This window comes from Caldibacillus sp. 210928-DFI.2.18, assembly GCF_020554505.1.
In the GTDB taxonomy this organism is placed as follows: Bacteria; Bacillota; Bacilli; order Bacillales; family Caldibacillaceae; genus Caldifermentibacillus; species Caldifermentibacillus hisashii.
On sequence record NZ_JAJCHL010000014.1, the window covers coordinates 1 to 25,008 of the forward strand.

Genomic DNA, 25,008 nt, shown 5'->3' on the forward strand with positions numbered 1-25,008 from the left:
GGAAAGCTTCGTGGGAATACATCGCAACCGAAAAAATTTTATATTTTTTCGGTGACTAGAGAAGCTTCGGTAGCATTATCTCGCAAGCGAAAATGTTTTTTCGCTGACTACGGCTTAGCTTTCGCCTAAATGCTCGCATTCACCGAGTTATCTTTAAATAAACATCCTTTTGATTTAACTTAACTACTTTTTTGCTTTGATTTCACAGTTCTTATAGCTAAGTATAGTATAACACTATCTCCAAATGATTTTGTATCTAAGGATGTTAGTGCTTCTATCTTTTGCAATCGATAGATGAGCGTGTTTCGATGAATAAACAATTTCTTGGCAGCTTTACTAATATTCATATTGGAATGACAATATTCGACAAATGTTCTGGCGAGTTCAGGAAAGGAAGTATTCTCCATTAATGGTTTCAGTCGGATCGAGACATCATCTTGAAATTGATCATGTAAATAAAGCGGTAACATAGATAATAAGATTTCCCAATTATAATAACTATAGACTCCAGATTTTATCTTAGAGATCTTGCCAAAGCTTAAGATTTTTTCCGCTTCTCGGTAAGAGTGATTAATTTCACCCAAACTATTCCGCCAGTTACCTGTTGAAACCTGAATATTGGATATATTCAACGTTTCAAACGTATTAATTAATTTTTTTGCTTGAATTTCAAATTGTTTCAACTCATGAAGAAAATCTTGTTCATTTGAAAGGGGTTTTAATAAAACAATTTTCTCTGTATATAAAAACGCACATAACGCATCAGTGTCACATTCAAAAGCTTTACATGTATGCTCGAGCAACTGTCTTTTTATATTTTCCCTTCTCATTCTCTCCTCAATGAGTCCGGTATTCCCTATGTCGATCAAGATACAAAAGCGTTTTTTATAATCCTGAATTTGAAACGTATGACAGAATTCTTTAATCTTTACGGGGTCGGGGGTTTCTTCAAACAGAATATATTGAACAAAAGTTTCATAAGTTTGCATTCGTAAATTTTCTGATTGTTTATAAATTGTTTCCTGCCACATCAACTCAACAGATTTCTTAATTAATTGAGCATAAGGCTTAACTTCATTTGGTGGACCAATGATTCCTAAAACACCGATTGTTTTATTGTCAAAAGTTAGTGGTACAGCAATCCCGGGTAAAACATTTTCCATATTTTTTATTTTATTTTCATCAAAAACGACATAAGTATTTTTCTTCAAAACTTCTTTTGAAGGGGGGTGCACAGTACCAATTCGTTCCGGGATTGTCGAACCAATGATGACTCCATCTTTATCACTTAAACTAATTGGAAATGGTAAAATTTGCGATATCGATGAAATAACTTTTTGTGCAAACTGTACTAAATCTTCCATCGAGGATTCCCCCTATAAAGATGTTTTTTATTTATATTAACATTAATTAAAACATTATGTAAATATAAATAAGAGTAAAAATTTTGTGCATATTAACCATAGAATTATTATCTGTTTTTCGCTTAAATGTAGAAAAAGAAGATTAAGAGGGGGAACTATTTTGGGAAAATCGGACATAGTAATTATTGGTGGAGGGGTCATGGGGTCAAGCATTGCATATAATTTACTGAATGACGGATACACAGGGAAAATTACAATCTTTGAGAAGGATCCGACTTATCAATATGCATCCACACCGCGCAGTGCCGGTGGAATAAGACAGTTGTATACAACAGCGATTAACGTACAAATTAGCAGATACAGTTTAAAAAAATATTTAACCTTTGCGGAAGACATGGCAATTGGTAATGAAAAAGCGGAAATTGATTTGAAACAGCGAGGATATCTTCTATTAGGGAATAAGGAAAATATAAATGATTTAAAAATACAACACAAAATTCAGAGTGAAAATGGCGCTCCTTCTGAACTTTTATCAAAAGAAGAACTGCTTTCGATTATTCCGGAATTAAATATTGATGATTTGGAAGGAGGACTATTTTGTCGTGAAGATGGCTATTTAGACCCTTATTCGGTATTACAAGGATATGCACGTAAAACAAGACAACTGGGTGGTCAGTATGTGTACGAAGAAGTGGACACAATTCTTACGGAAGGCAATAAGATTTCAGGGGTCCGACTGAAAAACGGGGTTGTCTATAAATCGCCCATTGTTATTAATGCGGCAGGTGCCTGGGCGTCGACTTTAAGTGAAAAAATCGGACTTCCCATTCCGGTCATTCCATTAAAAAGACAGATTACACAATTTGATATTGCAGTTCCATTAAAAAAGAAACTCCCGTTAACAATTGATGTAACAGGTGTTTATTTTCGCCACGAGGGAGACCAATTGATTGTTGGTTATGCCGAAGAGGTGGAACCGGGAATAGACTTTACTTGGTCACGTTCACTTTTTTTAGAACAGCTATGGCCAATTTTAAGTCATAGGGTATCCAATTTTGAACAGGCAAAAATTATTCGTGGTTGGGCAGGGCTTTATGACCACAATACAAAAGATCAAAATGCCATTATTGGGGAACATCCTGAGTTAACCGGATATTATTTAGTTTGTGGATTCAGCGGTCATGGTATGCAGCAAGCACCGGCAATCGGTAAAGGAATGTCAGAATTAATTAGGGAAGGCAGGTATAGGACGATTGATTTATCCCCCTTGTCCTATGAGCGATTTGAGCGAAATGAACTGATTGTAGAAGAAGGAATTTATTAAACATTTGAAGGGAGTGAGGAAAATACTATTTTTAAACCAATCCGATATGAAAAAAATTATTACAATGAAAGATGCCATTGATTCCATTGATGAAGCATACAAATTATATGAGAAGAAAGAATTTTTGATGCCACAGCGGATGCAAGTCTCAAACAACATGAATACTCTTCTTTTAATGCCCTGTTTTATTAATCAAGCGATTGGTACAAAAATTGTTACCGTATTTCCTCAAAATAAGCTATTACCGACACTTCATAGTTTAGTTATTTTAAATGATTCTAGAACAGGGGAAATACAAGCTATTATGGATGGATCTTTTTTAACGGGATTTCGAACAGGTGCCATTGGCGGTTCAGCCATCCGCCATTTAGCCGCGGAGACAGCAACTAAATTAGCTATTATCGGAACAGGGGTTCAAGGACTGTACCAAGCAATAGCCGCATGTACGGAAAGACGAATGACGGATATTTATTTGTTTAACAGAACACGTGATAAGATTCCGCAGTTTAAAAAGGAATTACAAAAATGGATTGGTACAGAGATTCGTATTCATACAGTATTACATGCAGAAGATGCAGTAAAAGAAGCGGATATCATTATCACAGCAACAAACTCTTATGAACCCGTTCTTCCTGATAAACAGGAATTATATAAAAATAAAATTGTGATAGGGATTGGTTCCTTTCAAAAAGAAATGCGAGAATTCCCCGATGCATTGTATAAAATGGCTGAACATCTTTTTGTTGATAGTGAGGATGCAATAAAAGAATCCGGTGATATTATCATTCCACTTCAAAAGAAATTGATTCACAGAGACTCGATTATCCACATGTCAAATTATATCGTAAACAAAGAAAAAATAATTCTTAATCGCGAAAAAAGTATTGTTTTTAAATCAACAGGAATGGCGCTGTTTGATATCGTAGTCGCTAATTTTATATACAAAAAAGCGGTAAAAAAGAATATAGGGATCCGTTTAAATTTCTCTTAATCAAATAAATATTTTTCGTCTCTAGACTTTTCATCAAACAAAAGCAGATTCACCACATTTTGGGATATGTTAAATCATTGGTAAAGAAAGGAGGACATCCATGAATAACAGAAATTTCGTCTCCAAAAAGGTTCAATCCATACCGCCTTATGTATTTTCAGATTTTCAAAGAAAGAAAAAAGAACTACAGGCACGTGGTGTAGATGTAATTGATTTAGGAATAGGGGCACCGGATTTACCAACGCATGATTTTATTTATGATGTTTTGGTGGAAGAGGCGAGGAAATCAGTCAACCATCGTTATTCTCCTTATAACGGAAGTATCGAATTTCGTGAAGCCGTGGCTGAATTTTATGACCGGCATTATGGTGTGAAATTGGACCCTGAGACGGAAATTTTAACATTAATCGGTTCAAAAGAAGGAATTGTCCACCTGATTCAAAGCGTTATTAACCCAGGGGAAAAGGTGATTATTCCCAACCCGGGTTATCCGGTTTATCGCATGGGTGTATACTTAGCAGGCGGTGAATGTATTTCTTTGTATCTAAATAAGGAAAACGGTTACATCCCGGATTATACGTCCTTAACAGAACAAGACAAAAAAGATGCGAAATTAATGTTTCTTAATTACCCGAGTAACCCGACTGCAGCAACAGTAGATTTACCGATATTTCAAGAAGCTATTCAATTTGCAAAGGAGAATCAAATTTTACTTGCACATGATGCAGCTTATGACCTTGTTACATTCGGTGAATATAAGTCACCAAGTATACTTCAAGTTCCGAATGCAAAAGATTATGCTGTTGAATTTGGTTCACTATCGAAAAGTTTCAATATGACCGGCTGGCGAATTGGCTATGTTGTTGGTAACCAAGAGGTGATTAAGGCTCTTGCAACATTAAAAAGCAATATGGACACAAGTCAGTTTATACCTATTCAAAAAGCAGCAGCTGCGGCACTTCGAAGTGATTTAACCATCGTCAGGAAAAACAATTTAATTTTTGAGAAGAGAATGGGAAAACTTCATCAGGCACTAAACGAAATTGGATTATTGACTGATAAGCCAAAAGGCTCCATCTTTCTTTGGGTAAAAGTTCCGGATGGTTACACTTCATCATCTTTTGCTAATCGACTACTTGAAGAAACAGGAATCATCGTCACACCGGGATCTGCTTTTGGTAATGGGGGTGAAGGATATATAAGAATCTCATTATCCGTAAAAGAGGAAAAACTCGATGAAGTGATTCGGCGTTTAAAAACACTAGTTTTCTAGAAACCAAGATAAGAGTTGAATCAATCGGGTACATGTGGGAAGTTCGTCCCCCACCTATCTCTTTGGAAACTTTAAAATCTTGAGGTTGGGGTTCGTCCCGTCTGTTAAGGTGGGGTAAAAAAGTTGCTTTGATTTTTTTAAAAAAAGATTAATTGGGAGGAATGCAATTATGAAACAAATGGATACAAAAACATTGGCCAACTATATTAACGGAGAATGGATGGAGGCAGAACATACTGCACCGGTTATAAACCCTGCAACCGGAGAAGAAATTGCTAAAGTTCCGCTTTCCAGTGAACAACATGTGGAAAAAGCTGTTCAAGCAGCAAAGAAAGCACAAAAGGAATGGGCGCTTGTCCCGGCTCCTCAACGTGCAGAAGTTCTTTACCGGACCGGTACCTTATTAAGGGGGCAAAAAGAAAGATTAGCCCGATTATTAACTATGGAAAATGGAAAAGTTTTGGAAGAAGCAAGAGGAGAAGTGCAAGAAGCAATAGACATGGCATTTTATATGGCCGGTGAAGGGAGAAGACTATTTGGCCAGACGACACCGTCGGAATTAAAAGATAAGTTTGCGATGAGTGTGCGGGTTCCCGTTGGTGTAATAGGCATTATAACACCATGGAATTTTCCGATTGCCATTGCTTCTTGGAAATCATTTCCGGCAATCGTCGCCGGAAATGCAGTGGTTTGGAAACCGGCAACAGAAACACCAATGATGGCCTATGAGCTGACAAAAATTCTAGAAGAAGCCGGTTTACCAAAAGGAGTGATGAATTTAGTATTCGGTTCGGGTTCAACTGTTGGGGATGCAATGGTACATCACCCGAATATTCAAGTCATTTCTTTTACCGGTTCCAATGAAATCGGTCGCAACATTGCTGCTGAATGTGGAAGACAGCTCAAAAAAGTTTCTTTGGAAATGGGTGGAAAAAATGCGGTCATTGTCATGGATGATGCGGATCTCGAATTGGCAGCGGATGGAATCATTTGGAGTGCTTACGGGACGAGTGGGCAACGCTGTACCGCATGCAGCCGAGTCATTGTTCATGAGAAAGTAAAGGCTGAATTGGAAGCGAGATTGCTTGCAAAAATTAAACATTTAACGGTCGGTAACGGGCTAAATGAGGAGGTAAAAGTCGGTCCAATTATTAATAAACGAGGAATTGAAAAAATTAAACGGTATATTGAGATTGGTGTAGAAGAAGGAGCAAGATTGCTGACCGGTGGATATGAACTAATAGAAGGGGATTTGAAGAAAGGAAACTATTTTGCCCCGACTTTATTTACAGATGTTAAAGGAACGATGCGAATTGCTCAAGAAGAAATCTTTGGTCCGGTTGTATCGCTAATACCCGTTAAAAGTTTTCAAGAGGCTATTGAGGTCAATAATTGTGTGGAATTTGGCTTGTCCAGTTCAATCTTTACTCAAGATGTAAACAAAGTATTCAGGGCCCAGCGTGATCTAGATACGGGTATTGTTTATGTGAATGCGGGAACAACAGGTGCGGAAATTCATCTCCCGTTCGGAGGGACAAAAGGAACAGGGAATGGACATCGCGACTCAGGTATTCAAGCACTTGATGTCTTTACCGAATGGAGAGCTGTCTATGTGGATTATAGTGGAAAATTACAACGGGCCCAGATTGATGTAGAGTAAGGAAAATCATGGAAATATAGGATAAAAAAAGCCCTTGATAAAGGGGATAATCCAACAGACTGTCAGGTGAAAAATACTTAAACCTTAGTCAAGAGCAATTTCTTTAATTGGGGTTCCCGGTTACCTTTGATGTCTGCCATTCGTTTAAAAGATAACCTCAGAAGTTACTTATATTTTTTCAATAAATAAATATTTTGGAAAAACAATTAAAAAGGAGGACAAACAACGAGTTAATCTTTTGTTTGGAGGAGATATTTTGAAAAAGTTCATCCAAAGCTCTGATATCTTAAAATTAATAAAGGATGGAGATACATTACTTGTTGGTGGTTTTGGCTTGTCCGGTACACCCCTGACCTTGATTGATGAAATAGCTTCGTCATCCTTAAAAAACTTAACAGTTGTCAGTAATAATCTGGGAGAGCCGGGAAAAGGTCTTGGAAAACTTCTTCTCTCCGGTTGTTTGAAAAAAGCGGTTGGATCGTATTTTACAACAAACAGGGATGCAATAAAAGCATGGAAAGAAGGTCACCTCGAAATTGAGTTAATTCCACAGGGGACACTTGCGGAAGCGATTAGATGTGGTGGTGCCGGAATAGGCGGATTTTATACAAAAACGGCACTCGGAACCAAAATAGGTGAAGGTAAGGAAGTAAAAGAGATTGATGGTGAAAAATATATTTTGGAAAAAGCAATCAAAGGAGATGTTTCTTTAATAAAGGCAATGAAAGCGGACACCCTTGGTAACTTGGTCTACGAATATACGGCGAGGAATTTTAATCCTGTTATGGCAACAGCAAGTAAAATTGTTATTGCTGAAGTTGATGAAATTGTTGAGGCAGGAACTTTGTCACCTTATGAAATTGTCACGCCACATGTTTATGTAGACTATGTGGTGGCCAGTCACTATGTGAAGGTAGGAGGTGTGTACGTTGAGTCAATCAGCCCGGATTAAGATTGCCAAAAGAATCGCGCAAGAATTATCCGATGGGGAGATAGTTAATCTGGGGGTGGGTATCCCCACATTGATTCCGGATTATTTAGGAGATAAAAAGGTTTATTTACAATCAGAAAATGGTCTTCTAGGGATGGGTCCGACTCCGGAACCGCAGCAAGTAAATATGGATTTAATCAGCGCAAGTAAGAAACCGATTACAATGGAAATAGGTGCTTCTTTATTCGATAGTTCCGACTCCTTTGTGATGATTCGCGGGGGGCATATTGATGTTGCAGTGCTGGGAATCCTTCAAGTGGATGAATTTGGTGAAATCGCCAACTGGTCCGTACCGGGAAAAGACGTCCTTGGTGTCGGCGGAGCAATGGATCTCGTTGCCGGAGCGAAAAAAATTATTCTTGCCTCAACACATCAGGCTAAAGACGGTAGCCCGAAATTAGTAAAAAAGCTTACATATCCTACGAGCGGTGGAAAAAAAGCTAATATGCTTGTAACAGAGCATGCGGTATTTATGTTCTCAAATAAAGGAGTGGAGCTTGTAGAGATATTAAGCGATATCAGTTTAGAAGAATTACAAAAAATCACAGGCGCAAATTTTACAATTAGCCAAGAATTAATAAGAAATTAGAACCTAATTTTACCGGCATGCACAGTTATAAAGGGTTTTTTTGATAGTGAAAATTGTTTGGGAATCAGCCCTTAACAGCTCATTCCATACATATTCGGGGAGGTTTACCAATGGAACGTGTTACGGTTGTAGGGGCAGGTGTCATGGGAAAGGGAATTGCCTATGCATTTGCCATCTCAAACTTTCAAGTGGTTTTAAATGATATTCGTTTAGAAGCACTTCAAAAGGCAGAAGCGGATATTAATCAATTGCTTAACGATAGTTTCCAAAAAGGTTTTTTGTCCGAGGTCCAATATGCCCGGGCTAAGGAGAACCTACAGTACGATATGGAATTAGCCTCAGCGGTAAAGGATGCTGATTTAGTTGTAGAAGCTGTTATAGAAAGAATGGATATAAAGGCGGATGTATTTCAAAAACTTGATAAATTATGTAAGTCAGATGCTGTTTTAGCAACGAATACTTCAACAATGAGTCCAACAGAAATAGGCGCCCAAACGTCAAGACCGGATAAAGTGGTTGCCATGCATTTCTTTAACCCTGTCCATAAAATGAAACTGATTGAAATTGTTCGTGGTTTAGAAACATCAGATGAAACTGTTCAATTCGGAAAAGAAGTCGCAACAAAATTAAAAAAAGAATATGTTGAGGTCAATGAATTTCCCGGATTTGTCACTTCTCGAATGAATTGCCTTATTGGAAATGAAGCAATGAATATGCTGATGGAAGGTGTAGCCAGTGCCAAGGATATCGACAAAGCCATCAAGCTTGGCTTAAATCATCCGATGGGTCCGCTTGAATTAGCCGATCTTGTGGGATTAGACACACGCCTTCGAAATATGGAGTATTTATATCAAACATTAGGGGAAAAATATCGTCCTTCTCCTATTCTTGTAAAATATGTAAAAGCGGGAAGACTAGGAAGAAAGAGTGGGAGAGGTTTTTATGAATACAACTGAACCATCAAACCATTATGAGTGCATTGAAATTAAAATTGAAAAAGGAATATTCCGGCTTATCTTAAATCGTCCTGAAGTTCGTAACGCACTGGATAATAACATGCTCGCTGAAATCGATACGGCTCTTGATGAGGCAAAACAAAATGATGAAGTAAAAGTTTTAATAATTGAAGGTGCAGGTGGAAAATCATTTGCCGCCGGTGCAGATATAAAGCAATTGCATGCCAGGAAACCTTTAGAAGCTCTTATCCCCGGAATGCAAGGATTATATTCGAAAATAGAAAATTTCCCAAAAGTTACAATTGCTGTTGTTAATGGCTATGCACTGGGAGGGGGATGCGAATTAGCAATGGCTTGTGATATCCGGATTGCATCGAATAAGGCGAAATTTGGTTTACCGGAACTGAACTTGGGGATTATCCCGGGCGCCGGCGGTACACAACGGCTGGCCCGTTTAGTCGGGAAAAGTCGTGCCCTCGACATGATTTTAACAGGGAGAATAATAGACGGTGAGGAGGCGAAACGAATAGGTTTAGCAAACTATTATGTACATGAGGAAGAACTCCATTCAAAAGTGGCTGAAATTGCTGAAAAAGTGATGAAAAAAGGACCAATTGCCGTTCAACTTGCCAAATACGCCGTTCATAAAGGATTTGACATTGATACCGATACAGCACTGTGGCTAGAAAAATTATCACAAGCTGTTGCATTGGGAACGGAAGATAAACAGGAAGGAACATTAGCATTTATAGAAAAGCGGGAAGCAAACTTTAAAAATAGATAAATATTTTTTTACGGGAGGAGAAAACACATGGATTTCCAATTACCTGAAGAAATTGAATTTTTAAGAGAGAATATTCGTAAATTTGTTAAAGAAATAGTAGATCCGAGAGCGATGGAAATTGAAGAAAATGATGAAATTCCTGCAGATATCGTTAATCAATCAAAAGAAATGGGGCTTTTTGGCCTTAGTATTCCTGAAGAGTACGGCGGTTTAGGCCTTGATATGGTTGGAAAATGTGCAATTTATGAAGAATTGGGAAAAACACATAATGGATACACAACATTAATTGGTGCCCATACGGGAATTGGTACTGTCGGGATTGTTGAGCTCGGGACAGAGGAACAAAAGCAGAAATATTTACCGAAGATGGCATCGGGGGAATGGATCGGTGCATTTGCATTAACTGAACCGGAAGCAGGCTCAAATGCTGCCAACCTGAAAACGACAGCAGTAAAACAAGGAGATAAATATATTATCAACGGTTCAAAACATTATATTACCAATGCAGTTGAGGCGCATGTTTTTACGGTTATGGCTGTCACTGATCCGGCTAAAGGGGCAAAAGGAATTACCTCTTTTATTGTTGAAAAAGATTTTCCTGGATTTGTATTAGGCAATGTGGAAAGAAAAATGGGCTTAAGAGGCTCTCATTCAGCAGAGTTATTTTTTGAAAATATGGAAGTTCCGGTCGAAAATGTTCTTGGAGAAGAAGGGCAAGGGTATGTGAATGCATTAAAAATATTGGCAAACGGTCGTGCCGGTCTTGCTGCAAGAAACCTCGGTTCCTGTGAAAAACTATTGGAATATTGCCTTTCTTATGCAAATGAGCGAAAACAGTTTGGAAAACCAATTATTGAAATTCAGGCCGTTCAACATATGTTAGCGGAAATCAGTATGATGATTGAAGTGTTAAGGTCGATGACGTACCGGGTGGCTTGGATGACTGACCAAAAACAACGGGTGGTAAAAGAAGCGGCCATTGCAAAACTGTATGGATCGGAAGTCTATAATAAAGTGGCGGATTTGGCCGTACAAATTCATGGCGGAATCGGCTATATGAAAGATTATCCAATTGAAAGATATTACAGAGATGCCCGCATCACAAAAATATATGAAGGTACCTCAGAAATTCAGCGCAACATCATTGCCAATGAATTATTAAGAGAGTTTAGAAGACGGGGGTAAAGGAAATGGTAGATTCGTATATCATTGGTTCTGTTCGTACTGCAATTGGAAAACTTGGGGGTACATTGAAAGATGTAACCGTCGATTTACTTGCTGAGAAGGTTATTCGAGAGGTTTTATATCGATATGGAAAAGAGGTGGAAGTGGACGAGGTCATCTTAGGTCAAGCAAAACAAAGTGCCGACACATCGAACTTAGCTCGGTTAGCTGCATTACGTGCGAAGTTGCCTGTCACCGTGACCGGGTATACTGTTCACCGTCAATGCGGTTCAGGACTGCAAGCCATTAATAATGCACATATGCAAATCATGCTCGGTTTATCTCATGTGATTATTGCCGGTGGAGCGGAAAGTATGAGTACTGCACCTTATTATTTGCGTCATGCCAGATTTGGGTACCGTGCCGGAAACGGTGAATTACTTGATCCAAATACAGAAAGTCAGCCTTGTTCACAACCAAGGGAGAAATATGGAAACTTAACAATGGGACTTACTGCAGAAAACTTAGCGGAAAAATATCGTATTTCCCGTGACGAGCAAGATGAATTTGCCCATCGCAGCCAAATTTTAGCCGACCGGGCAATTAAAGAGGGACGATTTAAAGATGAAATTGTACCTTTTGAAATAAAGAATAGAAAAAATACAATATTGTTTGAAGTTGATGAACACCCCAGATTAACATCAACAGAAAAATTAAGACAGCTTCCCGCAGTGTTTAAACAAGACGGTTCGGTAACGGCAGGAAACTCAAGCGGAAGAAATGATGGTGCGGCTGCAATTTTAATGATGAGTGGAGAAAAAGTGAAGCAATATGGACTGAAACCTAAGGCAAAAATCATTGCACAAGCCGTAAGTGGGGTATCCCCGGAAATCATGGGAATCGGACCTGTTGAATCGACAAGGAAAGCCTTAAAACAATGTGGGTTAACTTTGGCAGATATCGGTTTAATCGAATTAAATGAGGCATTCGCAGCCCAAGCTTTAGCCGTCATCAAAGAACTGGATTTGAACGTGGATAAAGTAAATGTTAACGGTGGAGCGATTGCACTCGGACACCCGATAGGTGCTACAGGTGCGATTTTAATGACAAAATTGCTGTATGAAATGGAGAGAAGAGGAGAAAAGTACGGTCTAGTCACACTTTGCATTGGTGGAGGGCAAGGAATTACAACTGTTGTAGAATCATTATATTAATATAATAAGATTGCCGGAAATTCCATTGTTTATAAGCTCCAATAAATTTACGGGAGGTTTTCTATGTGTGAAATCCATATTCTCCAAATTCTGCCCATGTATCATGTTCATGGTGAAGAAATTTTAAAAAGGAGTGCCAAAGTAACGAAATTTGTTACATTTAATGAACAGGAAATTATTCGGTTTTTACATGACAATGAGGATGTTGATGGAATCATCTTGCGCGCGCCTGCAAAAATTACCCGAGCAATCATTGATGCGTGTAAAAATGTTAAGGCAATCTCAGGGGCAGGTGTTGGTTTAGATAATATTGATGTGGACTATGCGACGAAAAAAGGTATTCCTGTACTACATGCACCTAAATTAAATAGTCAGGCAACTGCTGAACATACGGTATGTTTAATTTTGGCAACAATGAAAAATCTCATTCAATTTCATCAAGAAACTAAAAAAGGGAATTTCAATTTCCGTGATGGTCAATTTACTTATGAAGTGAAGGGAAAAACACTTGGATTAGTTGGTTTCGGTACCATTGCCCAAAAAGTTGCGAAAATTATGCGTGTTGGTTTTGATATGGAAGTGATTGCCTATGTCCGTGAAATGAACCAAAAAAAGATGGAAATAGCAAAATCTTTGGATTTGAAACTAACAACATCAATTCATGAAGTATTTAAAGAAAGCGATATTGTTAGCTTGCATATTCCATTAACCAACGATACGAGGAACATGATAAACAAGGAATTTTTCCATATGATGAAGCCAACTGCTGTACTTATTAATACAGCAAGAGGCGGAATCATAAATGAAATCGATTTATATGAAGCACTAAAAGAGAAAAAAATCTTTCGAGCGGGAATTGATGTATTTTCTGAAGAGCCCCCGAATAAAAATCACCCATTTTTTGAATTGGATGAAGTAATTATGACTCCTCATATGGGGGGAATAAGTGTTGAAGCTGCAAGGAAGACTTCAGAAATTATTGCGGAAAATTTAATAAAAACGATAAAAGGGGAAAAACCGTCTACAATGGTTAATTATAACCAATTGTTCGGATAATCCGGTTCGAAATTAATGATACTTAAGTTTTCCCGAATATCATTGCAACTGAAAGAAAATCGAATATTAACTCGCAAGGTGGGTTTATAATGAAACGTTTGAAAATAGCTTTAATACCTGGTGATGGTATTGGAAAAGAAGTTCTTCAGGAGGGTGTAAAAGTATTAAAAACAATTGATAAAATCGATAATAACTTATTTTTTGAATTTGAAGAGTTCCCTTGGGGCTGTGATTACTATGTTAAGAACGGAAAAATGATGGACGATAATGGTTTGGAACAATTAAAAGATTTTGATGCAATTTATCTTGGTGCAGTGGGTCATCCGAGCGTCCCGGACCATGTGTCGTTATGGGACTTGTTGTTAAAAATTCGAAAAGGATTTGATCAGTATGTCAACTTAAGGGAGATAACGTTATTAAATCAATCATTAACACCATTAAAGGATAAAAGTGAAAAAGATATTGACTTTCTTGTTATTAGAGAGAATAGTGAAGGTGAGTATGCCGGCGTTGGTGAATGGATGAATAAAGGAACCCCGGAAGAAGTTGTGTTGCAAACCAGTGTTTTTTCTCGAAAGGGCACGGAACGAATTATTCGTTATGCTTTTGAAGAAGCACGACGCCAAAAAAAATCGTTGACGAGTATCAGTAAGGGAAATGCATTGAATTATTCAATGGTATTTTGGGATCAAGTGTTCAATGAAATTAGTCAGGAATATCCGGACGTAAAAACGTACTCGTATTTAGTTGATGCCGCGAGTATGTATTTTATAAAGGAACCTGAAAGATTTGAAATTGTTGTAACGACCAATTTGTTTGGCGATATTCTTACAGATTTGGGTGCTGCCATTACTGGAGGGCTTGGTCTTGCTGCTGGTGCAAATATTAATCCGGAAAGGCAATTTCCACCAATGTTCGAACCCATTCACGGTTCCGCACCTGATATTGCCGGGAAAGGTATTGCGAACCCGCTTGCCGCAATTTGGTCTGTTGCTCAAATGATGGAATATTTTCATGAAGGTAATTGGAAAGATTATATTATTGAATCCATAAGAGTCCTATTAAAAGAAGGAAGGTACTTAACGAGGGATTTAGGTGGGAAATCTCTTACAACTGAAACAGGAGATCGATTGATAGAAATATTGACTCAGATGGTAACGGAGAACAAAAGTAAGTGAAACTCCATCAGTGGGGGTTTTCTTCCCCACTGATGGTTAGTTGAACCAATTGGATGGGCATATGAATAAACCATTGTTTTAAAAAAGATATGAAATAATAAACCCAATTGAAAGTAAGAATCCGAAATAGGTATTGGTTTGGGCGGTTGCTTTCATTGCCGGCATCATTTCAATGGGAATCGTCTTTCCAATAAATTTTTTTACTGCCTGATAAGCTTTTGGTGAACTGAGAAAGACAACAAGTAACCATGGAGATAAATCTGCAAATAAAATTAGTGCAAGAATCCATAAATAAGAAATAAGAAAAGCAACTGCCAGTATTTTGATGGCATTTTCCCGTCCGACCAGAATCGGCAAGGTTTTTCGACCATGTTCTTTGTCTCCGTTCAGATCACGAATATTATTCGATAGATTAATAGCCCCAATTAAAATCGTAGTCGGGATAGAGACAAGAATACTTGTTGCAGTGATTGTCCCCGTTTGGATATAAAATGAAATCAAGATGATATTTATTCCCATAAATAAACCTGACAACAACTCGCCAAAGGGTGTTGATGAGATTGGTAAAGGTCCGCCGGTATATAAATAACCGATAAGAATGGATACCGACCCGACGAGTGCTACCCACCAACTGCTGTTCATGGAAATATAGACCCCTAATAAAACAGACAGGGCAATTAAAGTAATGGCAAGATTTAAAATTACTTTTGGGTGAACTCCTTCACGAACAATGGTACCGCCAATTCCCACGGACTTTTCGTTATCCAACCCTCTTTTATAATCATAGTATTCATTAAACATATTTGTAGCGGCTTGAATTAATAAACTGGCAATTAGCATGGCAAGAAACAGATCGAATTTGATTGGCGTTATTTCATAGGCGATCACCGTTCCTAAAATGACAGGCACAAATGATGCGGTTAATGTATGCGGTCTCGTCAGCTGCCACCATACTTGCCATTCCTTTTTATTAGGATTCAAGTTTGCCTGATTTGACTGAATCCCAGGTTGCATAAAACTCTCTCCTCTAAAAGAAATATTTTTGAAAAACTTGTGAACATCCCTATCTTCAGTTTATGGATTCGGTACAATTGTGTCAATTAAATAGACAAGTTTTTTCAGCGAATCTGTATGTAATTGTTGGAAATAAGATTATCCGGTAAAGAACATCAGAACATCGGACTTTAGCAGATAATCGAAAAAAGTTTCCGGGGAAATAGAATGATCATAAACTCACAATATTAAATGGAAGTATCAAATTTAAGAGATAGATTCTAAAAGCAAATCACGTAGAAAAGCGGGATCAGTATAGTAAAAACGTGCAATTTTAATAAAAGGATAAAAGTTCAAGAAATATCCCTCATAAAAATGAAAAAATAAGATGGAAAAACAAATTTTGCTCTTCCCCGGGTTAATCCCGTGGAAAAATGGGATAAGTTTGGTAAAATAAATATGGACATTTTGTTAAAATATCCAATAAATTTTCGTGAATACAGTTAAAGAAGGAGGATTATAATGGCGAGAGAATGGATTCGTGAACGGGAATATGAAGATATTATTTATGAAACCTATAATGGCATTGCCAAAATTACGATCAATCGTCCGGAAGTTCGAAATGCTTTCCGACCAAAAACTGTTACAGAAATGATTGACGCATTCAGTTACGCCCGTGATGATTCGAAAATCGGGGTGATTATTTTAACCGGTGCCGGCGATAAAGCATTCTGTTCCGGCGGTGATCAAAAGGTCCGTGGGGATGGAGGATATGTCGGTGAAGATAATATTCCACGCCTGAATGTTTTGGATTTGCAACGGCTAATCCGGGTAATTCCAAAGCCGGTAATTGCAATGGTAGCCGGGTATGCCATTGGTGGCGGACATGTATTACATATTGTCTGTGATTTAACGATTGCTGCAGACAATGCCATTTTTGGACAAACCGGTCCGAAAGTCGGCAGTTTTGACGGCGGATATGGTGCCGGTTATTTGGCCCGAATTGTCGGTCATAAAAAAGCGCGGGAAATTTGGTATTTATGCCGCCAATATAATGCACAGGAAGCACTGGAAATGGGACTTGTCAATACGGTAGTACCGTTAGAACAGTTGGAAGACGAAACTGTGAAATGGTGTGAAGAAATTTTGGAAAAGAGTCCGACAGCTATCCGTTTCTTAAAAGCTGCCTTTAACGCTGATTCTGACGGGTTGGCAGGTATTCAACAGTTGGCAGGGGACGCAACATTATTATTTTACACAACGGATGAGGCAAAAGAAGGTCGGGATGCCTTCAAAGAAAAACGGAAACCGGACTTTGACCAATTCCCGAGATTTCCGTAAAAATCAAGTAGACAAGGGGCTGAACTGAGCCCCTTCAATTTTCATCCTCAAGCATTAAAGTAAAGTCAGGTGGAAAAATGACAGGTTTTCAAACAATTCCGAACTGGTTACGGAAACGGGCATATTTAACTCCGAACCGAGTTGCTGTCCATTTCAATGGTCAAGAAATAACTTTTCAAGCGTTGTACGAAAAGGCAAAAGAAGCAGCGGAAAAAATCCATAGTGCCGGAGTGCAAAAAGGTGACCATGTTGCGGTTTTACTAAAGAATCATCTAGATATGGTCGTTATTCTTCATGCTTTACAATTGCTTGGTTGTCCGGCCGTTTTATTAAACGGTCGGCTTCAAGCGAATGAACTGATTTTTCAAATTACAGACAGTCGTGCACAATATTTAATTAGTGAAGCGGATTTCACGGACCAATGTTCAGCAATAGAATCATTTTGTTCTAAGCCGATACTATGGATTGAAAAATTTCATCATTATGGAAGCAAGTCTTTTGAAGAAGTGGCTGATTTTCCGTTTGATGAGGTTTGCACCATTATGTATACATCGGGAACAACAGGCAAACCTAAAGGGGTTTTGCAAACTTACGGGAATCATTGGTCAAGTGCAATTGGCTCTGCATTGAATTTAGGTTTACAGGAAAACGATGCCTGGTTGACTGCTGTACCGCTTTTCCATATTAGCGGTTTTTCCACTTTAATTCGAAGTGTTTTATACGGGATTCCGATTGTATTGTTTGAAAAATTTGAGGAGGAAAATATTAATCAAGCATTAGTTGACGGAAAAGCAACAATCATGTCAGTGGTAAGCACTATGCTCCAACGAATGATTCAGCAACTTGGCAGCCGAAATTATCATCCTTCATTTCGTTGTATGTTGACCGGTGGGGGACCGGTTCCGTTGAGCCTTTTAGAAACATGTAATCAGAAAAATATTCCCGTTTTTCAGACCTATGGATTAACGGAAACCTCCTCACAAATTGTTACGTTGGCACCGGAAGATAGTATTAGAAAACTTGGTTCTGCCGGTAAGCCATTATTTTTTAGTGATATTCGCATTGAAAAAGATGGCGAAATTGCCTCGCCTAATCAAGTAGGGGAAATTGTTGTCAAAGGCCCGAATGTGACAAAGGGATATTTTAATCGAAATGAAGCGAATCAAACAAGTTTTACAAAAGATGGTTGGTTTCATACCGGGGATATCGGTTATTTGGATGAAGAAGGATTTTTGTTTGTTTTAGATCGACGTTCGGATTTAATTATTTCCGGTGGCGAAAATATTTATCCTTCTGAAATTGAGAACGTGATTCATAGACATCCTGCCATAAAAGAGGTCAGTGTGGTCGGAATGGAAGATTCTTTTTGGGGACAAATTCCGGTGGCATTTTTTGTCGCAAAAGATGGCTGTCAAGTGACAAATATCGAGTTGGAGGAATTTTGTGTAAAAAAATTAGCAAAGTATAAAGTTCCAAAGCAGTGGATTGAATTGAATGAAATACCGAAAAACGCAGCGAATAAAGTCCTTCGCAGAGTGTTAAAAGAATGGCTAAACAATAAAAAGGTCTCCTGGGAATAATAATTTCTCCGGGGACCTTTTTGAGTGCTAATTGGACTATTCATTTAATGCTGTTTTCAATGTTTCCAAATTTTTCTCCATTAATGAGAAATAATCTTCACCGTTTTTCAGATCATTTTCAGTCAAAACCGATAAATTATGAATCGGCAGTGTTGAAATATTTGTTTCAGATTGAATCACATCAACAAGTTTATTGTGGACATTTTGTTCCACGAGAATATATTTCAATTGATTGGCTTTTACTTCATCGACTATTGCCATTAATTGCTTTTGCGTCGGTTCTTGAGAAGTAGATATGCCGGAAATATTGAGTTGTTCGAGTCCGTAGCGTTCTTCCCAATATCCGTAGGCTGCATGGGAAACAATAAATTTTTTCACTTTTGCCTGGTTGGCAACTTCTGTAAATTGTTTATTTAACTGTTCCAACTGAGTTTTTAAGGATTCGAAGTTTTTTTCAAACGTTTCTTTTTGTTCGGGCATTTTTTCTATTAAGTTCTCTTTAATTGCATTGGCCAGCTCAATGGAATAAACTGGGTCTAACCATATATGAGGGTCCACGCCGCCATGATCAAGTCCATGCTCTTCATCTTCTGAATGTTCTGCATGATCTGAATGCACGTTGTCATTTTCATGTGTTGCCAGATGAACTTGTTCCCCAACCGGAACAACCTTAACTCCTTCTTCTTTTAAAATCGGTTGTGCTTTTTTAACAAATCCTTCAAGGTTATATCCGATTGCAAAAAATAAATCGCCATTCGCCATGTCAATAATTTCTTTTTGTGTCGGTTCATAGGAATGTTCATCAACACCGGGCGGATAGATGGATTGAACATCAACATAATCACCGCCAATTTTTTTCGTAAAGTCAGCCAACGGGAATACGGTCGTGTAAACGGAAATTTTTCCATCTGATTTTGTGTCGGCAGAGTTTGTTTTATTTTCTGGTCCACAACCATTTAAAATAACGGTAAAAATAAAAGTGAGTGTGAGAATAGCTAATTTTCCTTTACCCATAAATTCCTCCTTAAATAATTGGTGATTTATAAATCGGAATAATTACGATTTAGCATATTAATATCATAATTTATTTTTTTCCATTATGCAAGAAAAAATTTGAAAAAGAAACTTGGGTCTTGATGGTTAGTTGAACCCCCACCTATTTTTTTGTAAACTTGAAAATCTTGGGGAGGGTTTACTGCCCGTTAAGGTGGGAAACTTTTTTCTTTATTTCTCAACTTTTTTCATATTTGGGTTCGAATTCTTTTCATTCGCATCTGCTTTTTTAGACCGAAACGACCATTCAAGTGGAACGGGGTCGATACCACCGGGATGGAGAGGGTGGCATTTTAAAATTCGTTTAACCGTTAAATAGCCGCCTTTTAATACGCCGAATCGCTGAATTGCTTCCAAACCGTATTGGGAGCAAGTAGGATAAAATCGACAGCTTGGTGGTGTCGCCGGGGAAATAAATTTTTGATAGAAACGAATGAGCCCGATAAATATGTTTTTTAACATTGTTTGCTTCATCCTTTTTGGGAAATGTTCAAAATATATCTATAGCTTGTTCAAAGTAATTGTATTAAAATAAAGCTATAGAGAATTAAGGATTACTTAGTAAAAATTTCCTAATTCTCTAATATGATTTTTTTATTTGCTTTTTTCTTACATAATTGTATCATGTTCTGAAAAAAGTATATAAAGAAATGTGTCATAAATAAGGAGGAATTATTATGAACGCAGAATTAAAACAAAATATGAACAAATTGGTTGCGGATTTAAATGTACTTTATATGAAAATTCATCACTTCCATTGGTTTGTGAAAGGCCCGAACTTCTTTACTTTACATGCAAAATTTGAAGAACTGTATAATGAAGTAACCGAACATAACGACAGTATTGCTGAACGGTTATTACAATTAAATGAAAAACCAATTTCCACATTAAAAGAATGTCTCGATCTTGCTACAGTGAAAGAAGCAAGTAAAGTCGGAACCGATGTTGAAATGGTGGAAGAGCTTGTTAACGATTTAGAAACGATAGACAAGGAATTAACAGCTACAATGGAATTGGCCGGTGATGATGAAGGAACCGCCGATTTATTACTGGGAATCAGTGAAAGCTTCCAAAAACATATTTGGATGTTTAAAGCTTTTTTAGGAAAATAAGCAAATGACAAAGGCTGTTATTGGTAATATGTATTGTTATTACCAATAACAGCCGTTTTTATTAATGAATATATGTATCCTTGTCATGAATTGAGCCTAATTGTTGATCTTGGACTAGTTTTTCTCGCAATTTATAGGCTATATATGTACCGGTTATTTGATAAAGTTCCTGCTGATTCAGCTCGGAAAGAATGTTTAACATATCTTGTTTGGATAATTCCTGCATGATCGAACTTACTAAAATCTCGATATCTTCGTCGTCAGCAGTCAATTTCTTTTTGTAAAAATCATATAATTCATCGACGAACTTCATGATCCAAAACCTCCTTTATCTGTAATTGGGAGCAATCATCGAACAAACAATCTGTCAGCCTTACTACCTATATTTTATATCTATATGTAAAAATAAACAAACTTATAACACCATTTAAAGAAAACTCGGCAGTCGCCGAGTTTTCTTGATTATAATTCTTTAATCCAACCGAGTTTATCTTCAATTTTACCGTAATGGAAACCGGTCATTGTTTCATATAATTTTTTGGCAAATTCGCCGGTTTCAAAATGATTGATCGTCATCACATGTTCTTCCCATTTTAGTTCTCCCACCGGTGAGATGGTTGCAGCCGTTCCTGTACCGAATACTTCCTCCAGTTGTCCTTTTTGATATGTTTCATAAAGATCATCAATCGAAATTAGTTCTTCATGGAGCGGGATTCCCCAATCATGTACAATTTGGATAACGGAATCACGCGTGACCCCGGGTAAAATACTGCCGTTCAATTTCGGGGTATAAATTTCTCCGTTAATTTTAAAGAAGATATTCATACTTCCAACTTCTTCAATATATTTATTTTCCTTGCCATCGAGCCAAAGTACTTGTTCATAGCCGACCTCGTTTGCTCTTTCTTGGGCCAAAATACTTGCTGCATAATTTCCCGGGGTTTTAACATGACCGACACCGCCCTTAACCGCACGAACATATTCATCTTCCACGTAAATTTTTACCGGATTTAATTGTCCGTCTGAATAATAAGCCCCTACCGGCGACAAGATGATCATAAACTTATAATGGTATGAAGGCCGAACACCGAGATATGGTTCTGTGGAAATGACAAAAGGCCGTATATATAATGAGGTGCCTTCTTTTTCCGGAATCCAATCTTTTTCCAATTCTACAAGTGTGGTCAAGGCTTCCAATACTAATTCAGAGTCTAATGGTGGAATACATAATCTTTTACAAGAAGCATTCAGGCGAGCGATATGTTTTTCCGGTCGGAAAATGACTGAACGCCCATCAATGGTTTTATAAGCCTTTAACCCTTCAAAAACAGCTTGACCATAATGGAATACAAAAGATGCCGGTGATAATGTAATCGACTCAAACGGTTTGATGATCGGATTTACCCAACCGTTTTCTCCATCAAAATCCATCATGAACATATAGTCTGTAAAGTTTTTACCAAATTGAAGCGTATCCGGGTCCGGTTTTTCTTTTAATTTCTCTGCTTTGATAAAATCAATTTTTGAGACTTGATTCATTTGTTGTCTTCCTTCCTAAATGAAATAAAATCATTCTAAGTTATTTTCAAAAATTATTTGTAATGATAATTTTATAGCTGATTTATTATTTAGTCAATAAATTTTAAAAATTTTAACTTAGGAAATGTGTAATTATTTGATGTAAAACTAGTTATGATATTTGAAAAGGCAAAAATTTGCAGGGAGTGAAAGATTGATGGAAACACAAAAATACTATATAGATATAGTAAATGGTGAAATAAGTAAAAGTGAATTGGATACATATCATTATGTAATCCATGCGGCAGATAGTGATATAAAAAAATTAAGAGAAATATTTAACAATCTTCATCAGGCGAACTTAGCAACGTTTGTCCGTTCACATATCCCTTTTTTAGAATATCATCATGACAGACAGAATGAGATATATGATAATGGAATAAAGGAAATGTATTCGCTGTTGTATGAACTTGGAGACAAGGAAACAAAAAATCATATTCAATCAATGGGCGTTCTAAACAGCGATCATTCGGACCATTTATAGTTTATATGATAAGATGTGTGGAGAAGGTTGGAAAGAGGGACAGGAAATGAAGACGTTTCAAGATGTAAATGGAAATACCGTGCACTTATCGTTTTCCAAAAAGGCTTTTGCCATGGAACCAAAACATGTATTGATCATTTGCCGTTATAAAAATCAGTGGTTGTTTACAAGACATAAAAAAAGAGGACTGGAATTTCCGGGTGGTAAGGTGGAACCAGGGGAAACACCCGAAGATGCGGCGATTCGTGAAGTGAAGGAGGAAACCGGGGCAATAATCGATTCTTTACTGTATATTGGTCAATATGAGGTTATTGGCTCAAATGAGCATTTTGTCAAAAACGTTTACTATGCAAAAATTAAAAGCATGGAAAAATATGACCAATATTTTGAAACGGATGGCCCGGTTCTAAGTTCGGCATCATTAACACCTGAAAGTTTAACGGATGAATATAGTTTCATTATGAAAGATGAAGTCATCCAATCATGTATTGCATTTATTAAAGAGAATCATGTACTTTAAGAAATGCCCAGATCGTCCGGATAAAGTTTTTTAAAAAGCTATTCACCATTTTGTATACTTTAAAAAAAAACGGACAACGATTGTTATCCGTTTTTTACGATTTTTTTCTCTATATATTCAACCAACTTATACATGATGGTGGCAAAGATGACGATGATGAATAGGGATTGCATGACAAGGGTGAAGTTAAACACTTGAAATCCATATATAATCAAATAACCGAGTCCTTGTTTAGAAACAAGGAATTCGCCGACAACAACCCCAACCCAACTTAGCCCCACATTGACCTTCAATGTTGAAACAATGGTTGGAAAGGAAGAGGGAAGAATCGCTTCTTTAAAACATTGCCATCTTGTTGCACCGAATGTTTGCAGGACCTTCAGATAATTTTGATCGACATCCCGAAAGGACGTATAAACGACAATGGTTGTAATAATAACGGAAATGATCGCTCCCATGACAACGATAGACGTCATGGTCGGTCCAAGGGCAACAATCAGGATCGGGCCGATTGCCACTTTTGGCATCGCATTTAACACAACTAAGTATGGATCCAAAATCTTTGACAAAAACGGTGACCACCAAAGAATCGCAGCCAAGATTGTACCTGCAACCGTCCCGATTATAAAGCCCAGTATCGTTTCAAATACAGTGGTCCAAATATGCGGGAAAATAGAACCATCTAAAATATTTTCCTTTAATAATTCCCATACCTTGGATGGTGAGCTGAAAATCAACGGGTCGATCCAGTGAAAGCGACTGGCAATTTCCCATAAAACAAAGAATGTGAGAAAGATAATAATCTGGAAAAAGTGGACCCAACGCTTATTTCTGGTCAATGACCTTTTGTAATCTCGATGGAGCTGTTCAATCATCGTTTGTTTGCTCAAGTTCTTCCAACTCCTTCCAAATCTCCTGGAAAATATCCGAATATTGCTCATGACTTCTAGCATGAAAAGGGATTTCTCTTCTTAGTTCATCAGGTACATGAAAGACACGGTGGACTGTACCGGGGCGGTTAGTAAATAAATAAATTCGGTCACTCATTGCGATCGCTTCTCCAATATCATGAGTGACAAGGATAGCTGTCTTTTGAAATTGTTTTAATGTCGAAAAAACGAGATCTTCCAACTTTAATTTTGTTTGAAAATCCAGTGCTGAAAATGGTTCATCAAGAAGCAATAATTTCGGATTTGTCGCAAGTGTACGAACAAGTGCTACCCGTTGTCGCATGCCGCCCGACAGCTGGGAGGGAAATTGTTTACTTACATTCTTTAATCCCATTTTTTCAAGAAGGGTAATAGTATTTTGTTTTGTTTTTTCATTTAGTTGCTTTGTTAGTTTTAAACCGATGAAAATATTTTCCTCAATTGTTTTCCATGGGAATAAGTAATCTTGTTGCAGCATATAGCCTGTTTTTTTGTTCGTCCCGGTTACTTTTTCATTTTCCAGTAAAACATGACCAATAGTTGGTTCAATTAATCCGCTAATGATGGATAATAATGTCGTTTTTCCACATCCACTCGGTCCGAGAAAAGATATGAATTCACCTTCTTGAATGGAGAGGCTAACATCAATAAGAGCTGTCGTCTTTGATTGTTTCGAAAAATAACTGTGGGTTACATCTTGAATCTCCAAAAAGCTCATTTTTTCAGCCTCCTTATTTTTTTTGAAAAAATTCCCGATACTTCAATATATTCAAATACGGTTTTTATAATTGGATAAAAGTACTAAACGAGAATATTTTTGGGATAAAAAATAAAAGATTATCTACATGATTCATTGTTCTTTCGGCAACTAATG

Annotated in this window: 25 protein-coding genes; 17 read left to right on the top strand and 8 right to left on the bottom strand. The window is 37.5% G+C overall.

Annotated elements, in window-relative coordinates:
• Positions 1-179: 179 nt before the first annotated feature.
• The gene (locus LIZ98_RS04970; protein ID WP_108898511.1) at positions 180-1,364 is read right to left on the bottom strand and encodes a CdaR family transcriptional regulator; all 1,185 of its coding nucleotides are present in this window, start codon (positions 1,362-1,364) and stop codon (positions 180-182) included.
• Positions 1,365-1,521: 157 nt separating this feature from the next.
• Here LIZ98_RS04970 and LIZ98_RS04975 point away from each other — a divergent pair, with 157 nt between their 5' ends.
• From LIZ98_RS04975 to LIZ98_RS05030, 12 genes are all read left to right on the top strand, one after another.
• Positions 1,522-2,688 (top strand): NAD(P)/FAD-dependent oxidoreductase, encoded by a 1,167-nt coding sequence (locus tag LIZ98_RS04975; RefSeq protein WP_227139129.1) that lies wholly within the window; start codon positions 1,522-1,524, stop codon positions 2,686-2,688.
• Between the two features lie 13 nt (positions 2,689-2,701).
• A complete protein-coding gene (locus LIZ98_RS04980) occupies positions 2,702-3,679 on the top strand; it encodes an ornithine cyclodeaminase family protein (protein ID WP_227139113.1) in 978 nt (325 codons plus the stop codon).
• 100 nt (positions 3,680-3,779) lie between these two features.
• Positions 3,780-4,952, top strand: a complete 1,173-nt coding sequence (locus LIZ98_RS04985; protein ID WP_227139114.1) for an aminotransferase class I/II-fold pyridoxal phosphate-dependent enzyme — start codon at positions 3,780-3,782, stop codon at positions 4,950-4,952.
• Between the two features lie 169 nt (positions 4,953-5,121).
• Positions 5,122-6,612: an aldehyde dehydrogenase family protein gene (locus tag LIZ98_RS04990; RefSeq protein ID WP_227139115.1), complete on the top strand. Its 1,491-nt coding sequence runs from the start codon at positions 5,122-5,124 to the stop codon at positions 6,610-6,612.
• A gap of 256 nt (positions 6,613-6,868) precedes the next feature.
• Positions 6,869-7,564, top strand: a complete 696-nt coding sequence (locus tag LIZ98_RS04995; RefSeq protein ID WP_034771921.1) for a CoA transferase subunit A — start codon at positions 6,869-6,871, stop codon at positions 7,562-7,564.
• Positions 7,542-8,192: a 3-oxoacid CoA-transferase subunit B gene (locus LIZ98_RS05000; protein ID WP_108898506.1), complete on the top strand. Its 651-nt coding sequence runs from the start codon at positions 7,542-7,544 to the stop codon at positions 8,190-8,192. Before LIZ98_RS04995 ends, LIZ98_RS05000 begins: the two co-directional genes overlap by 23 nt.
• Before the next feature lie 110 nt (positions 8,193-8,302).
• The gene (locus LIZ98_RS05005; RefSeq protein ID WP_108898505.1) at positions 8,303-9,148 is read left to right on the top strand and encodes a 3-hydroxyacyl-CoA dehydrogenase; all 846 of its coding nucleotides are present in this window, start codon (positions 8,303-8,305) and stop codon (positions 9,146-9,148) included.
• Positions 9,135-9,932, top strand: a complete 798-nt coding sequence (locus LIZ98_RS05010) for an enoyl-CoA hydratase/isomerase family protein (protein WP_108898504.1) — start codon at positions 9,135-9,137, stop codon at positions 9,930-9,932. The genes LIZ98_RS05005 and LIZ98_RS05010 overlap by 14 nt, the downstream gene beginning before the upstream one ends.
• A 27-nt stretch (positions 9,933-9,959) precedes the next feature.
• Positions 9,960-11,117, top strand: a complete 1,158-nt coding sequence (locus LIZ98_RS05015) for an acyl-CoA dehydrogenase family protein (protein ID WP_041844764.1) — start codon at positions 9,960-9,962, stop codon at positions 11,115-11,117.
• A 5-nt stretch (positions 11,118-11,122) separates the two neighbouring features.
• On the top strand, positions 11,123-12,310 hold the full coding sequence (locus LIZ98_RS05020; RefSeq protein WP_227139116.1) for a thiolase family protein: 1,188 nt from the start codon (positions 11,123-11,125) through the stop codon (positions 12,308-12,310).
• Positions 12,311-12,373: 63 nt separating this feature from the next.
• Complete coding sequence (locus LIZ98_RS05025) at positions 12,374-13,366, top strand: hydroxyacid dehydrogenase (RefSeq protein WP_034771910.1); 993 nt, start codon at positions 12,374-12,376, stop codon at positions 13,364-13,366.
• Positions 13,367-13,455: 89 nt separating this feature from the next.
• Positions 13,456-14,544 carry a tartrate dehydrogenase gene (locus LIZ98_RS05030; protein ID WP_095142324.1) on the top strand — a complete coding sequence of 363 codons (1,089 nt, stop codon included), beginning with the start codon at positions 13,456-13,458 and terminating at the stop codon, positions 14,542-14,544.
• A gap of 78 nt (positions 14,545-14,622) precedes the next feature.
• On the opposite strand, the gene LIZ98_RS05035 is transcribed toward LIZ98_RS05030, so the two are convergent.
• Entirely contained in the window at positions 14,623-15,558 is a 936-nt protein-coding gene (locus tag LIZ98_RS05035) for a 1,4-dihydroxy-2-naphthoate polyprenyltransferase (protein WP_041902940.1), read from the bottom strand.
• 501 nt (positions 15,559-16,059) lie between these two features.
• Between LIZ98_RS05035 and menB the strand changes: the two genes are divergently transcribed.
• On the top strand, positions 16,060-16,878 hold the full coding sequence (menB, locus tag LIZ98_RS05040) for a 1,4-dihydroxy-2-naphthoyl-CoA synthase (protein ID WP_041844762.1): 819 nt from the start codon (positions 16,060-16,062) through the stop codon (positions 16,876-16,878).
• A gap of 77 nt (positions 16,879-16,955) precedes the next feature.
• Entirely contained in the window at positions 16,956-18,458 is a 1,503-nt protein-coding gene (locus LIZ98_RS05045; RefSeq protein ID WP_227139117.1) for an o-succinylbenzoate--CoA ligase, read from the top strand.
• A gap of 36 nt (positions 18,459-18,494) precedes the next feature.
• Here LIZ98_RS05045 and LIZ98_RS05050 read toward each other — a convergent pair whose 3' ends face one another.
• Both LIZ98_RS05050 and yidD read right to left on the bottom strand, forming a co-directional pair.
• Complete coding sequence (locus tag LIZ98_RS05050; protein ID WP_227139118.1) at positions 18,495-19,472, bottom strand: metal ABC transporter solute-binding protein, Zn/Mn family; 978 nt, start codon at positions 19,470-19,472, stop codon at positions 18,495-18,497.
• A gap of 210 nt (positions 19,473-19,682) precedes the next feature.
• A complete protein-coding gene (gene yidD / locus LIZ98_RS05055; protein WP_210766388.1) occupies positions 19,683-19,973 on the bottom strand; it encodes a membrane protein insertion efficiency factor YidD in 291 nt (96 codons plus the stop codon).
• Between the two features lie 215 nt (positions 19,974-20,188).
• Between yidD and LIZ98_RS05060 the strand changes: the two genes are divergently transcribed.
• Positions 20,189-20,623: a Dps family protein gene (locus tag LIZ98_RS05060; RefSeq protein WP_034771904.1), complete on the top strand. Its 435-nt coding sequence runs from the start codon at positions 20,189-20,191 to the stop codon at positions 20,621-20,623.
• Between the two features lie 61 nt (positions 20,624-20,684).
• Here the strand turns inward: LIZ98_RS05060 and LIZ98_RS05065 are convergent, their stop codons facing one another.
• Positions 20,685-20,936 carry a DUF6154 family protein gene (locus tag LIZ98_RS05065; RefSeq protein WP_043988499.1) on the bottom strand — a complete coding sequence of 84 codons (252 nt, stop codon included), beginning with the start codon at positions 20,934-20,936 and terminating at the stop codon, positions 20,685-20,687.
• Positions 20,937-21,085: 149 nt separating this feature from the next.
• Positions 21,086-22,162: a branched-chain amino acid aminotransferase gene (locus LIZ98_RS05070; RefSeq protein ID WP_227139119.1), complete on the bottom strand. Its 1,077-nt coding sequence runs from the start codon at positions 22,160-22,162 to the stop codon at positions 21,086-21,088.
• Positions 22,163-22,358: 196 nt separating this feature from the next.
• Here LIZ98_RS05070 and LIZ98_RS05075 point away from each other — a divergent pair, with 196 nt between their 5' ends.
• Positions 22,359-22,685, top strand: coding sequence for a hypothetical protein (locus tag LIZ98_RS05075; RefSeq protein ID WP_034771902.1), 327 nt, complete (start codon positions 22,359-22,361; stop codon positions 22,683-22,685).
• A gap of 46 nt (positions 22,686-22,731) precedes the next feature.
• Positions 22,732-23,205, top strand: coding sequence for an RNA deprotection pyrophosphohydrolase (gene ytkD / locus LIZ98_RS05080; protein ID WP_041844759.1), 474 nt, complete (start codon positions 22,732-22,734; stop codon positions 23,203-23,205).
• A gap of 83 nt (positions 23,206-23,288) precedes the next feature.
• Here ytkD and LIZ98_RS05085 read toward each other — a convergent pair whose 3' ends face one another.
• Positions 23,289-24,095 (bottom strand): ABC transporter permease, encoded by an 807-nt coding sequence (locus LIZ98_RS05085; protein ID WP_034771900.1) that lies wholly within the window; start codon positions 24,093-24,095, stop codon positions 23,289-23,291.
• Complete coding sequence (locus LIZ98_RS05090; protein WP_034771899.1) at positions 24,073-24,852, bottom strand: ABC transporter ATP-binding protein; 780 nt, start codon at positions 24,850-24,852, stop codon at positions 24,073-24,075. The genes LIZ98_RS05085 and LIZ98_RS05090 overlap by 23 nt, the downstream gene beginning before the upstream one ends.
• Between the last annotated feature and the right edge of the window lie 156 nt (positions 24,853-25,008).